Source organism: Gilliamella sp. HK2 (genome assembly GCF_001690265.1).
Taxonomy (GTDB): domain Bacteria; phylum Pseudomonadota; class Gammaproteobacteria; order Enterobacterales; family Orbaceae; genus Gilliamella; species Gilliamella apicola_C.
The window spans coordinates 14938-27776 of the sequence record NZ_LZGV01000095.1; the positions used below are offsets into that span (position 1 = coordinate 14938).

At 37.8% G+C, this 12839-nt stretch carries 14 protein-coding genes and 1 pseudogene; 1 reads left to right on the top strand and 14 read right to left on the bottom strand.

What is annotated here, in order from left to right; all coding sequences use genetic code 11:
- Positions 1-16 precede the first annotated feature (16 nt).
- The 5 genes and pseudogenes from A9G45_RS15045 to A9G45_RS10190 form a co-directional block, all read right to left on the bottom strand.
- The gene (locus A9G45_RS15045; protein ID WP_065568081.1) at positions 17-490 is read right to left on the bottom strand and encodes a phage tail protein; all 474 of its coding nucleotides are present in this window, start codon (positions 488-490) and stop codon (positions 17-19) included.
- Positions 491-1009: 519 nt separating this feature from the next.
- Positions 1010-1324: pseudogene (locus tag A9G45_RS15050) on the bottom strand (phage tail protein); the annotation flags it as partial.
- The gene (locus A9G45_RS10180; RefSeq protein ID WP_065568040.1) at positions 1317-1907 is read right to left on the bottom strand and encodes a YmfQ family protein; all 591 of its coding nucleotides are present in this window, start codon (positions 1905-1907) and stop codon (positions 1317-1319) included. The pseudogene A9G45_RS15050 and the gene A9G45_RS10180, both read right to left, overlap by 8 nt.
- Entirely contained in the window at positions 1898-2965 is a 1068-nt protein-coding gene (locus A9G45_RS10185; RefSeq protein ID WP_065568041.1) for a baseplate J/gp47 family protein, read from the bottom strand. Before A9G45_RS10185 ends, A9G45_RS10180 begins: the two co-directional genes overlap by 10 nt.
- On the bottom strand, positions 2958-3338 hold the full coding sequence (locus A9G45_RS10190) for a phage GP46 family protein (RefSeq protein WP_218057102.1): 381 nt from the start codon (positions 3336-3338) through the stop codon (positions 2958-2960). Before A9G45_RS10190 ends, A9G45_RS10185 begins: the two co-directional genes overlap by 8 nt.
- A gap of 216 nt (positions 3339-3554) precedes the next feature.
- Here A9G45_RS10190 and A9G45_RS10195 point away from each other — a divergent pair, with 216 nt between their 5' ends.
- The gene (locus tag A9G45_RS10195) at positions 3555-3875 is read left to right on the top strand and encodes a hypothetical protein (RefSeq protein WP_065568043.1); all 321 of its coding nucleotides are present in this window, start codon (positions 3555-3557) and stop codon (positions 3873-3875) included.
- A gap of 18 nt (positions 3876-3893) precedes the next feature.
- On the opposite strand, the gene A9G45_RS10200 is transcribed toward A9G45_RS10195, so the two are convergent.
- From A9G45_RS10200 to A9G45_RS10235, 9 genes are all read right to left on the bottom strand, one after another.
- Positions 3894-4457, bottom strand: coding sequence for a phage baseplate assembly protein V (locus A9G45_RS10200; RefSeq protein ID WP_065568044.1), 564 nt, complete (start codon positions 4455-4457; stop codon positions 3894-3896).
- A gap of 20 nt (positions 4458-4477) precedes the next feature.
- Positions 4478-5518, bottom strand: a complete 1041-nt coding sequence (locus A9G45_RS10205; RefSeq protein WP_065568045.1) for a phage baseplate assembly protein — start codon at positions 5516-5518, stop codon at positions 4478-4480.
- Entirely contained in the window at positions 5515-6894 is a 1380-nt protein-coding gene (locus tag A9G45_RS10210; protein ID WP_065568046.1) for a DNA circularization protein, read from the bottom strand. The genes A9G45_RS10205 and A9G45_RS10210 overlap by 4 nt, the downstream gene beginning before the upstream one ends.
- Positions 6894-9341: a phage tail tape measure protein gene (locus tag A9G45_RS10215; RefSeq protein WP_065568047.1), complete on the bottom strand. Its 2448-nt coding sequence runs from the start codon at positions 9339-9341 to the stop codon at positions 6894-6896. The genes A9G45_RS10210 and A9G45_RS10215 overlap by 1 nt, the downstream gene beginning before the upstream one ends.
- 130 nt (positions 9342-9471) lie before the next feature.
- Positions 9472-9798 (bottom strand): phage tail assembly protein, encoded by a 327-nt coding sequence (locus tag A9G45_RS10220; RefSeq protein ID WP_081297894.1) that lies wholly within the window; start codon positions 9796-9798, stop codon positions 9472-9474.
- Entirely contained in the window at positions 9798-10160 is a 363-nt protein-coding gene (locus A9G45_RS10225; protein WP_065568049.1) for a phage tail tube protein, read from the bottom strand. Before A9G45_RS10225 ends, A9G45_RS10220 begins: the two co-directional genes overlap by 1 nt.
- On the bottom strand, positions 10160-11659 hold the full coding sequence (locus tag A9G45_RS10230) for a phage tail sheath subtilisin-like domain-containing protein (protein WP_065568050.1): 1500 nt from the start codon (positions 11657-11659) through the stop codon (positions 10160-10162). The genes A9G45_RS10225 and A9G45_RS10230 overlap by 1 nt, the downstream gene beginning before the upstream one ends.
- 2 nt (positions 11660-11661) lie before the next feature.
- Positions 11662-11832 (bottom strand): DUF2635 domain-containing protein, encoded by a 171-nt coding sequence (locus A9G45_RS13885; RefSeq protein ID WP_081297895.1) that lies wholly within the window; start codon positions 11830-11832, stop codon positions 11662-11664.
- Complete coding sequence (locus A9G45_RS10235) at positions 11822-12466, bottom strand: phage tail terminator protein (protein WP_065568051.1); 645 nt, start codon at positions 12464-12466, stop codon at positions 11822-11824. The genes A9G45_RS13885 and A9G45_RS10235 overlap by 11 nt, the downstream gene beginning before the upstream one ends.
- Positions 12467-12839: the final 373 nt, after the last annotated feature.

Here is a 12839-nt window from a genome sequence, read left to right on the forward strand (position 1 = left end):
TAAATCCTCTTATTTGTTATTCAGCTTTAACTATGTACATAAATGCGATGTTTCTAGGTCTGTTTTCATTAGCAGTCGGTACAACTTGAGATGCATCAAAAAAAACACCTCCAGCACTGCTAATATCGACGTGCATAGGGGTATGACCAGCATCTTTTTCAAAATATCTAAACGCTCCATTTGCTATAGGCTCTGATGAAAACGTCTCAGAAATCGGTGATATTTCACCATGAATATTGCGAATGGCATCACCCTGCCAGCTCAAGATTTGCCTACCTGGGTCAACACCACGTGCATTATCCCATCCACGTATAAACTCACCCCGCAAGTCTGGTAGCCGACCCCACGGGAAAACAGATGCTAGCTTTGGAAACTGATTTACATCAAATGACGCGCCATTGCATTCAAACCATCCCGTTGGCGGACGATCTTGTGGCCACGGCAGCGGGATACCGACAGGCAAAAAGCTATTAACGTTTGCTGTTGTAATTGCTTCGTACCAGTTTTTTTTGCCTTCTTTAGTATCGCAACGATAGTAAACTCTCGGTATTTTACTGTTAACTACTGATAATTGTTCAATTTTCCACGTTGCGCTACTGCTCGGATATGCTAATAATGTTGCAGTGCTATTACCCGATAGTTGTAAATCGGGAAAATCTACCGTTCTACATTGATAAAAACCCCCGTCAAGATGTGCGTCAAAATTATTAGCAATAGCACCGACGGATGAGCCAATACCGTAATCACCCGTTTTTAACACCGATTTATTGTTAATTGTTACATCATCAACATTTTCAAAACGCCAAGTGTTGCTGCTACTAACGTACCGTAATTTGTTTGTCCATTTATCTAACTCAGCATTATAGAACGCATATATAAAACTATCTCCCGAAGGTCGCATCACAAGTTCATTGCTATTTTCGTGCAGAAATTTCATACCATAAGATGTTGGAGAAAAACGCAACTGACCGGTTATTTCGTCACCAGATTTTTTTACCGCACCCGCCGCTAAATCGTTAACTTTTTTCACAGCTAAGCTCGTCGCAGCTTCTGTTTCTGATGTGCTGTTAGTTGCTGAACTAAGTCGTACTTTACCTTTTCTGACAAATTCTTTAATAGCGCTGGCGAGTTGGTCATGCTTAGATTTATCAAGTTTAATGCCTGCGGATTCAATCGCATTAGCAATTTCTTCTTGAATGGCATCGCAATACAAATAGTCTAGCTGAGTGGCTGGTGTACCCGTTTGTGGGTTACCTCGGGTAAAACCATTTTTTCCTTGCCCGAACTTATCTTTTTGGGCAGTGGCTGTATCAATTCTATGCATTTGTTACTCCGTATTTAAAAATTACATAAGTATGTGATGGGCATAATTTTTCAATTATGCATTCGATTTGTTTATCCCCCCACTTTCTCAAATGCGAATCGCACCCGTCATTACAGGTCATTTCTGTTATTTGATAATCGTGAGGTATGTTTACAATCCAATAGAAACGCCACTCCTCATCATATAGATAATCGTCACATGTTGATTCACAAGTAAATATATCATTGTTATAGTTTGTAATCGTGGCATCTGTATAACCGTTGGCTTTTAGAACTTGTAGAAAAAAATCTTTACTAATACCACCAACCAAATTTATTTTTGAATCCAAACGGTTGCGCCGTGTTGTTAGCGTTTGAAACTCAGATGGATAACAGCTATCCGGTAATCCACATATTTGTTCATATCTATCTATAAGTTCTGTTGTCGTCTTAGGGTTAACCTCTTGCATTAAATCATCTAATCTAGCGTGAGTTTTTGATAATGTTAATGCCAGTGATAGCAGTATTGGCTCTGATTTATTCCACGCAGGGCCATAGGGCAATAAGTGCCCTACCATATTTCGGTATTGTTTGTCTAAATCCATTCAATCCCTCCAAAAGCAGCCACTTGATTTTTTTCTATAAAAATATCTTTGTCGGGATAAACTAATTCATGGGCATATTCACCAAATGATGCGCTTATCACTTCGCTAATACGCGACCTAAATAACGTTGTTTGTGGATTGCCTTCTCTTAATAAAAATGACTTCAATTCGGCTTCTATTTGATAGCGAATTTCTGGATTATCAGGGGTGACCATAATTTTAAAATTAATGGGTTTGGGTGCAGGAGAAAAAACGAGCAGCATGGCGCCAGCAACCGGTGCGAGTGGTTCAATATGTTTTTTTATATTTTCAATAGTTGTACTATCTAAAATTGGGTTAACCGGATCGCTATTTGCCACCATTACGCCAACGCTACCCGCCCCCGCCCAATGGCGGTAACACCAAGCTCGTGTAACACCATGAACCTCTTTTGCCCACTGTACATAATCTTGATCGGCTCCGCTTTGAGGCGTGTAATACCATCTGGCTATAACACGTTTTCTAAAAGATTCTAAATCTTCAATATCGGCACCGGCTTCTATTGAATCGGCAAAACATGTTGATGATAGACCTGTAACAGGGGTAATCAGTGACATTTTAGTGCCATCATCACAATTGCCTTTTTTGCCTACCTCATCACAAATAACAGGCACTCTTAAAACGTTATTTGTAGATGTTATTGTTTCAGTAACTGTATACAGGCTCTGATCTATCTGGCGCCTGATTTTTTGACCTTTTGTGATAGTTATTCCATCAGATATTTCATCAAATCGAACATAGCCAGCTGCTGGAATTGGCTGTTTTCTATAGCAACGCTTCATATTGCCATGTCGAATTAACCAATTTTCGTCTGCTTGATCGGGTAAAATATTTTTAGCCATGTTTTCAATGTAGCCTAATAATACATGGGTAGCCCCTGCTATCACTCGTCCATAAACTTCTGGATCATTGCGCCGTAATGAAATTAATTCATCATCAACAGCTAGTCGAGCATATAAATCATTGCGTATTGTTGTGATTAAATCGGGTAAGGTTGGTCTTGAAAATCCACTAGACATTAATATCACTCCATAAGTTGTCAAACTTGAATTCTTCACTGCTGCCATCGTTTTTATAAATATTGATGGTTGCCACTAAAACGGTTAAATCGGTTCGCTTTACTGAAACATCAATACGTGATGCCAGCCCGTCATCAATCATCCACTGCACCGCCTCTTTTATATAAATTTTTGCAAAATTGGCAGTTTGATTGGTTAATTTTGAGCGAGACAATAAATAAAGGCGTGATCCAATTTTGTCATTTGCTATACTAGGGTATGAATCGCCCCACCAACCAAAGGGGTGTTTTGAATCATCACTGGTGTTTTTGCGTCGCCATGTGAATAGCGAAATGATTAAGGCTCGGTACAGTGGTTTTGTATGTGATGACATTGACATCAGTTTGTCATTAATGTTTATAAACATGTTACTAACTCACAGAATAAGGAATAAAAAATGAAAAAATTATCTTTATTAGCTTTGGTTTTATTAGCAAGTTCAGCAAGTACGGAGTAAAAAGAACTGCCATAAACCGCTAAACAGTTTGATAAAGGCATAAAAAAATACTTCAAAACATTTCCACAGTGCGCAGAAATAAAAATAGATGAGTTGCTTTTATTCAATGATGGTGCAAATGGTTATCAAGAATTTCAATTAGGTAATCTCACGTTTGCCGTCATGTTAAACATTGACGAAAAAGATAAGCTCACTAATATTCAAATAATATCATCTGGTAATGCTAAAAATGAGCAAGCACGACAAGGTATGTTATGCTCAACTTATGCAGTAATGAGGATGTTACAACCTAAACTAGCATCTAAAAACGACGCATTAAAACAGGCGGGTCACCTGTGGGTGCTAGCAAAAGGTGCCCTGTTTGAAATGGCGTATTATTTTGACAATAATAAAGGCGCAATTTGCCCTATTTGAATTAAACGTTTATACAAACTAACCCATTTTTTGATTTGGGTTGTGTGTTACGGTACTTGTTTCATTATGTGTATGTCCATTATAAATGGTTCTGATGTTTGAAATAGTGCTGGTTTTATCTGCTATTTCTCCAGATGATTTGAATAATGGCGTATTAAATTGTGTTCCTGATGATGCGCTAACAACTAAATTTTTAGTATTTAGTTCAATTGCATCATCAGCGTTAACAATAAATTTTTTAGTTTTTACGTTAATCTCGTTATTACGGTTAAAAATAATAGCGTCACCCTCGTCTGTGTAAATGGCAACCTCGCCTTTTTTGAGCGATGTAATACGATAACGTCGGTCACCTGTGGTTAAAATCACACCATGCGATTTATCACCATCTAAGAATAATGCAACAGCTTCTGCGCCATCTAATGGCCTTGATGTGAACCCATACGGCTCGATATGCTCAATATCACTTTTTTGTTCACCGCCCGACATTTTGATTTGTAACGTTTGGCATTTGCTGTTGCTATCACTAAATGTTATATAGCCACGAGAAACTAGGTTCATTATTTTATTTAAAACTTTACGCATTAGAATACCTCACCATCTGGTTACTTACCTTTTTTCTTCTTGTCAGGCAAATAGGCTTCAACTGGACCTATTTTTAATTCGCATAACGTTCCACGACTGCTTAAGCTATATTTAACTTCAGCAATAACCAGTTTTTCATTATCGTAACCCAGCAGCGGATCATTAACGACAACCATTTGATTGGGTTTCCATAACGTTCCGTCCCCCTGACGCCAACCTTGTACGGTATAAGTGACTTCTCTGGTTTTGCTTGCTCTCAGCACTTTTTCCATTTCACAGCGTTCTTGGCAAGTACCGTTATTCGAGTCGCCAGACTGCTTTATGATTAATGGACGATAACGAACAATTTCCTCATCTTTAGATGTGGCGCTAACGGATGCTAGCGTTGCTTCACCAAAGTTTTCATCATCACCGATGCTTTGCCCTGAGACAAAATAATCGGAATATCGATCCTCGATACTATTTCCAGTATCCGCCGACAAAATATTAGCTCCTAAAACCAAGGCTGTTTTTGCCTCATCGAAACCGATATCACCAATCACTACTTGCCCTTGCTCATCATCAAATACAATAATTTGTTGCATACCCATTATTTTACTAATGACATCAAAAACAGTGTCCCCTTGATCCGCTTGAATGCTAATAGCACCAACATCATTACCTTGGTTGATAACGTTTAGCTTAAACGGTTTAACTAAATCTTGAATAACTTGAATAGTTGAACTACCGCTATATTGTTTGGGTACTGCACTACAATCAATACAATCAGCGGTTTTACTTCTGCCAACAATACCCATTGATAGTGATCCCGCATCATATCGAATGGGCAATGCTTCAACGTACCCCGTTAAAACCACGTCATCATCAATATACACTTCAACTAAATCACCATTTTTAACATCAATTTTTGCTTCTGAAGCATCGCCTGATGATGGCCATTGTCGAGTAATAGTGACATTAAAATCACGGGCTAGTCGTTCAATACCCGCCGAAATACTTACATCAGTCCAACCGCCAAAGTATTTGTGATTAATTTTTAACAACACTTTATTATCGCTCATGGTTTGGGTACTCTCAGTTCTTTAACGGGCACAAAACCAGGATGAAGGACGTTGTTGCGAATTGATATATCATCATAACGTGTCGCATTGTTATAGAGATAGTGCGCTAAAACTAAATCGGGCAATACGTCATTAGGCATATAAACAATGGTTTTTTCTATTTTGATTAAGCGTGCATTGATATCTTGGTTAACTGCAGCTTTTAATTTGACTAGTGCAATGTACAAACCATCATGCTCGGTTCTTGACAGTTCTTTATCAAACGATTCATTAATAGCATCTTTGATATCCAGCAAATCATCAAATGAAATGGTATTACTTTTTTCAACTGTTGATGATGTTGATATGGTTGAGATTGTTATGTTAGCCTGTGAATTGTTTATGTTCCCATTTGGCAAAGTATCCCCTCTGCTGAAATAATTCTCTTTTTTCCCTTTTGTTGATTCTAACGCCACAGGCGCAAAAGCTTGTTTTCTTTTATCTTCAACTTGCTTTGGCAATGACGCAATTATTCGTGATGCTTCTGTCAGTGCGGTTACGCGAATCGCGGTATTGATTAGATTTTGATTTTTCTTTCTTTTTTGGGTCGATTTGCTATCTGTTGACCAAATGGCGCTAGGCAAAACGCTTTTTATAAATAATACGCCGTTAAACACCTTTACTTTGGCTACCAAATCATTTACAGAATTGGAAAATGTTGTTGCGCTTTGCCAAACATTTTTGATTGAATTAATAATGGATGAACCCCCAGCACCAAGAATGGGTGATAAATCACCATTTAGGATTTTAATCACATCATTAACATAGGGAGTTATCGCATTATAAGCATCAGCTATGTCATTTAAAATTGACACGGTTTCATCAAGAATATTACTCAAGACAAAATCGGGCGCGTCGATTAAATCAAAATCTTCAAATGCATCTAGTAGTGCTTGATCTACATTATCTGCATTTTCATCAACCACATCATCTGTTGCGATAGATGAATCGGGGAAGATTAATTCCCCCGCTTCAACAAAAGAGAATGAAATAACACTCATTCGCCCGTTTTCAACCGAGTTACTAACGGTTGCCGTGCCGGTAATGTTAACATTCAATTCACCAAATATGGGGTGCATGAGTGTGCCTGCACCTTCTTTCTCGATGGCTTCTACCAGTTTTTCAGCTTGTTCTTTGTGGTCGTCACCAATAACAAACGCATCAATTTTATTTTTACGCGCAGAACGACCTAGATCTTCCGTATAAGGAACATCTCGGAACGGATATTCATGGGTTTCATTACGCCGACCAAATTCAGCTGATGTGCCACTCACTTGGAATGGCACTCCTCGAAAACTTGCTGGTAATAAATCATTTAGCCAATTCATGAAGTTCATCAATAGACTCCTAATGCATATGGATTCCAACCCACATCGGCTTTAGTATCAAAACCCGATGCCTGTTTAGTTTGTTTTACGATAGTCCCTTGCGGGGCATTTTCAAACTTCACAACCAATTCACCATTACTATTTCGATTTGCATTATTATTTGAAAAGTTATTAATTGGCATTTGAGGCGTTTGATAATTGGAGCATGTAACCATTGGTTTGGTCATTTCTTTCGGTAAACTCGCTGTATCAGCCGTAACTTTTACTTTCTTTTCATTGTCACCGAAAAGAAAGTCCCAAGCATCTAGTAGCGGTTGGATGCCAGACTTAACGTTATCCCATAGGTTTTTAAAGAAATTCTGAACACTTTCCCATACCGTTGGTATAACTTCACCCGCATTTTTAAAGGGCTCAATGAATATATCAAAAATCAGCATTACATATGGCTCAATAGACGCCCACAATCCGCTAAAAAACTCATTTACCCTCTGCCAGCCATTTATGATGCTTTCACCACCTGCTTTAAATTCTGCTATAAAATAATCAATAATAGGCATAACGTAAGGTTTTATCACCCCCCATAGCCATTGAAAGAACTTAACTATATCATCCCAGTATGTGATGATTAATGTTGCAGCAATAGCTATACCTGTCATGATTAGCCCAATTGGATTCATGGCCATGACCGTGAAAAGCGCAATTGAAGTAACTCGAACAATTTTAAATGCATTGGATAATGCTATCTGTGCGAAAGCAAATAATTTCGTCGCTAAAGTAATGCTTTTTAAAATTCCTGTATAAGCCACCGTCACTATTTTAAGCGCTATTGAGGAATTTCGAACCGTTTTAAATGCATTAGATAATGCTACCTGCGCGAAAGTAAATAATTTTGTCGCTAAAGTAATGCTTTTTAAAACGCCTGTATGAGCCAATGTCACTATTCTAAGTGCTATTGAGGAATTTCGAACCTTTTTAAATGCATTAGATAATGCTATCTTCGAGAAAGTAAATAATTTTGTCGCTAAAGTAATGCTTTTTAAAACACCTGTATGAGCCAATGTCACTATTTTAAGTGCTATTGAGGAATTTCGAACCTTTTTAAATGCATTAGATAATTTTAATTGAATAGCCGCATGAGACTTTGTTACCCATTTATTAGCTTTAAGTACACCGTTGTAAATATCGATCCCGGTTGTTAGCACACCAACAATAGTATTCACACCTGCACATGCAACACGAAGACCAATTAACCCCACAATCGCCATCGCAGCCATTTTCACGAGTTCAGGATTTTCTTGAATAAAATGCCCAAATGAAACGATTAACGGTTGCATTTGGTTTAATAGTTCGATAAATGTTGGTAATAATGCCTCACCAATTGATAAACTGATATTATTAAGACCATTATTAAAAATTTGTAATTTTTGGGCTACGTTATTTAATCTTAATTCATACTGTTCCTGCATCAAACCAGCGTATTGCGATGCATCCTCAACACGCTTAAAATTAGTTTTTAATAGTTCCAGATTATCAACTAATGGTGAAATTGCAGCAATACTTTCTTTACCAAACAAATCTGCTAGTAACGCAGATTGCCTATCTTTTGGTACTTTACCTAGCGATTCAAGTACTGATGTAATCGCTCCTTCGGCATCTTTCTGCATGATGTTAGCTATTTCAGTTGATGTGAAGCCTAACTGTTGTAATGCCTCTTGTTGTTTCTCAGTCGCAGCCTCACCTGATGCCAGCATCGACATAAAGTTTTTTATACCCGTAGCTGCTTGATCGGTATTTGTACCAACGGAAATAATTGTTGAACTTAATGCAACTAACTTGTCAGCACTGCTACCAGAAATATTATCCAGCGAACCAATTTCTGTAACTACATTTGTAACTACATCTGAAATATCTTTAACTTTTGCATTTTGCGGATTGCTCAACAATTTAATTTTATCAGATAATTCAACAACCTCATTTTGAGTTAGCTTTAAAGCTGTTCGCCATGTTGCCATTGTGCTACTCGCTTCTTCCGCAGAGCTATCAAATGCTATACCCATTTTTACAGCATCTTCGGCAAATTGCTTTAAATCTTCTTTTGGGATACCTGCTTGCCCGCCTGCTGCAACAATTGCGCCGATATCTTTAGCTGCCATTGGTAACGTTAGTGACATTTCACGAATATCTTGCCCCATTTGTTTGAATTGCTCAGGCGTATCAAAGTCAACAACCTTTTTGATGTCAGCCATAACTTCTTCATACGCTACTGCATCTTTCACACCTTTAACAAACGGCGCAGAAATATTAAGGCCAGTTACAGCACCTTTTAGATCAAATTTGGCAAACTTTGAGTTTTGCACACTTTTTTGAAATTTTTCAAGTTTGCCTTTTATATTATTTAATTTTGGCGGTAGCTTATCGATATATTCCTTTGCAGCTTTTAAATTAAAGCTAGTCATAATGTTGATTCCTTGCTATTTTCTATGCGGTTTGCTTGTTCACAGAGTTCAAAGACTTCGGATAGTGAACGTTCTTCAATGATGTAGAAAGGAGAAAGTTGCCAGTACTTGGCAACTTCAAAACAAAGGTTTACAAGATATTCAATGGTGATAATTGGGCTTGCTCCGTTTCCAATGGCGTCTCTGCTTCCTTTACTTGATCCTTTGGGCCAAAGAACATCATAATTTCTCCCGTAATCATTAGAAAATCATAGGGTGTAAGTTGTTCCACCGAGCTTGGTGTAACATTACCTAATGCCACGATGTAATCAGCCACTTTTTTAGGATCGCCAATCATTTGGCTATCAAATGGGAATCCCAATTTTTTGATATCTTTGACGGTAGGCTCTTTTAATTCCAGCACATGTAATTCATTGCCATGTGCCATGATCGGCTGTGATAGTTTAATTTCTTTCATTATTGATAAAATCCTTCTTCACCGTGAAATTCGATTTCTGCTGTACCGTCTTCGGCATTGTGATTAACTTCACCTTCTACCCAAGCATTAGATAAAACGTAAACCTTACCGTTGGCAAGTTCTGCGGTAACTGTCATTGAATCGCTAGACATTAACTTGTCGATTGGAAAATCACGCGGTACTTTAAATGTCCCTTTAATGTACGGAGCTCGGAACGTTTCTTTATAGTGAACGCTATTATCTAATCCCAAAATACTTTCTTTTACATTAGTATTCATTGGGACTTCAATACCGCCTGTTAATGATAGTTGGTTGGCATCAACTTTAATATAAGTTGTTCCTGCAATACGTCGTTGTGTCATTAGTTTTTCTCCTCTGGATATTGCAATCTAAACTGTGCTAACACAGCAAAAACGCGTAATTGATTAACGAGATCAGGTGGGAATAACACATCTAATCGATTAGGATCGTTGACATTTCGTTCAACAATTAAGTTCTTTTTGAACACATCAAAGTTTTCAACTAAACCTAATAATTCTAATTGTCGATATGTTGCATTAATTTCCGCTTTAGCGACGGAAGGGGTGATAATTGCCTGCCCTGCACCAAATCGCGTGCCGTCATTTGCTAGTTTATGCCGTGGGTATTTAGATGTGATCACACTGCGTAATTTACGTAATACATACGCTAGCGTATGCAAGGTTTCACTATCTAAATAGCTATTATCAGCAACGCCGTAGCTATTACGTTGATAGGTTGTGATATCACGTTGTATTAATAAATTTCCGCTAGAAACATAAGCTGTAGCAATACCATGGCTTAGCAAAGATTGTTGTTCTGTTAGTGTAAACTGATCACTATCTGGTGCGGGTAACGCGCCGTTTAATAAGCCCGTTTGTGTTGGTCGAGCAGGATCGTTACGAATAAAAATTGCATTCCGCGATGTTCGCATTGCAATTAATTCATCAATACCTGTCTGAATGTTTTTTTCATAGCCTGCAACGGTAATATGTTGGTAATTTAATTTATCACCAAATTCGACAAGCTCGGATAAGTCCCCTTTTTTAGCTGTATATGCATGTCCGTATAATTGACGGGTATAACTCCAGCGCCCTACTGTGTCATCCATTTCTTGGTTGAATGTTGCGAGTGATGCTAAGTCATTAAATGGAAAGGCGATAAAATCAAGGAGTTTGTCACCCATCGCGGCAATAACCGGCGTTAAATCTGGAGTACCTGTTCCGCCATGCATTTGCGTGATTGCAATATTTAATCCGTCAGGTGTTTCTTCTCCGCCGATTGTGCCGTAATAGTTAAAGCATAGCGGGATATCATTGCCATTCAATCCTTTGTTTTTGGCTGTTAACGTGATAGTGCTATTGCTAATAGTTGCTGTAACAGGTAAATTGGAATTGGTATTAATTGCATTATTTAGTGCATTGGCAATATTATCCGCAGTATCCGAAATCGTTACGCGCGATTGAATTTTGCAGTTACCAATATATAAACTTAATGTCCCTGTTTCTTCTGCGGTGCCTGATATTTGAATAGTACCTGTTGCGTTTGAGCCAGATGCAGGTTCGTCAACAGCAATCACCCATAACTCACCAAAATTATCGGTGTTTCGATAGGATTCAACCATTCTAGATAATTGGCTACCTTGTCCTGCGAGTTTTTTAGCTTGATCTGCAGACGGCATAATAATGAGCTTATTACGTTCAATACTGCTATCAGCTAATGGATAAGCAATAATTAATGAAGCACCGCTATCTTGAATTGTATTAGCCGCAGACGAATCCACTTCCGCATAAAATAATGGAACTTTTATATTGTTAGGAATATTGTTAAAACTAATTGTCATTTTTAGTTACCCTTTTTTTGTTTTAATTTGATGTTGGTTGTTTCTTCAACATCATTATTTGCCAGTCGTCTAGCCCAGTATTGGTTAAACTCAACATGACGACCGCCTTTAGGTAAATAATCCCCGTTATCTGGGTCATATACCTGTTTGTTATTGATAGGTTTAATTATCATTATTGCCCTCATAGATATTATTATTTTGAAAATTCACCGTTACCCCCGAATCTAGTTCATTAATCGTTCCTGATAGAGTATCGAAGTTGCCAATGTTTAACGGGTTATACTGCGGAGGTTTGATGGCATCTGGGTCGTTTGGATCGAATTGCCAATCAGGATCGGGAATTGGATTATCAATAGCATTTAAATCAAAGTGTTGACGAGTATTATCAAAACCAACTTCGCGCACTGCACTAAAATTGAATTGATAAAAAAGTCTTCCCTGATCTAAATCCAGTAAACCGCCACCATCATATTGAATTGGATTATGCGATGGAGAAGGTTCAAGACCGAGTAAAGCTCGCCAAAGTTCGGTTTTTATGTTTTCGACAATGTCATATGCTTCGTGTTGACCTTGTTCATCTAATGGTTTTAATACAACAATAACCCCAAAACTTTCTGTCACATTTTGCCAATAATCTGTTTGTGACTTGTTGTCTTGTGCTCTATCATCAAGCGGAACAACATAAGCGGCAGGTAATTTTAAAAGTGCCGTATCTTTAATAGCTGAAAACGCAGCAGCAGCACCAACCCGACCTGCAAAGCTAGGGCTAAAATGGCGTAATGTGTGAACGATATGTGATAATTTCATTGTTTAACCTGCTTCATTGAGTTGACTAGATCTGTAGTTAACGTGTTTTTACGCCATGATGATTCTTTCTTTAATGTATCAATCATGAAATTTTTAAACAGAGTAATCCTTTATGGAAGCCTGATTTGCTATAACAATAACTAGCAATATCAAGCATTACGATGTCGAGACAAATGGTGGAGATAATTTTTCGCTCGGTTAATTGCAGCTTTTAGCTATCTATATTGAATAAATTGTTTTATCAGCATTATCTAGCTGTAGGTAGTTCATATCTTTTTATATAAAACGCATAACACAAAAAATTTCGTTTTAGATATGTTAAGCATGCTTTATGCCAATGTGTATAGTTGCATCCGTTTATCATATCTACTGT

What these genes read in the sequence shown, in the direction of transcription:
- A9G45_RS10180 (WP_065568040.1), bottom strand. Translation starts at nt 1,907, where the DNA reads ATGGATTTAGACAAACAATACCGAAATATGGTAGGGCACTTATTGCCC.
- A9G45_RS10185 (WP_065568041.1), bottom strand. Translation starts at nt 2,965, where the DNA reads ATGTCTAGTGGATTTTCAAGACCAACCTTACCCGATTTAATCACAACA.
- A9G45_RS10190 (WP_218057102.1), bottom strand. Translation starts at nt 3,338, where the DNA reads ATGTCATCACATACAAAACCACTGTACCGAGCCTTAATCATTTCGCTA.
- A9G45_RS10200 (WP_065568044.1), bottom strand. Translation starts at nt 4,457, where the DNA reads ATGCGTAAAGTTTTAAATAAAATAATGAACCTAGTTTCTCGTGGCTAT.
- A9G45_RS10205 (WP_065568045.1), bottom strand. Translation starts at nt 5,518, where the DNA reads ATGAGCGATAATAAAGTGTTGTTAAAAATTAATCACAAATACTTTGGC.
- A9G45_RS10210 (WP_065568046.1), bottom strand. Translation starts at nt 6,894, where the DNA reads ATGAACTTCATGAATTGGCTAAATGATTTATTACCAGCAAGTTTTCGA.
- A9G45_RS10215 (WP_065568047.1), bottom strand. Translation starts at nt 9,341, where the DNA reads ATGACTAGCTTTAATTTAAAAGCTGCAAAGGAATATATCGATAAGCTA.
- A9G45_RS10220 (WP_081297894.1), bottom strand. Translation starts at nt 9,798, where the DNA reads ATGAAAGAAATTAAACTATCACAGCCGATCATGGCACATGGCAATGAA.
- A9G45_RS10225 (WP_065568049.1), bottom strand. Translation starts at nt 10,160, where the DNA reads ATGACACAACGACGTATTGCAGGAACAACTTATATTAAAGTTGATGCC.
- A9G45_RS10230 (WP_065568050.1), bottom strand. Translation starts at nt 11,659, where the DNA reads ATGACAATTAGTTTTAACAATATTCCTAACAATATAAAAGTTCCATTA.
- A9G45_RS13885 (WP_081297895.1), bottom strand. Translation starts at nt 11,832, where the DNA reads ATGATAATTAAACCTATCAATAACAAACAGGTATATGACCCAGATAAC.
- A9G45_RS10235 (WP_065568051.1), bottom strand. Translation starts at nt 12,466, where the DNA reads ATGAAATTATCACATATCGTTCACACATTACGCCATTTTAGCCCTAGC.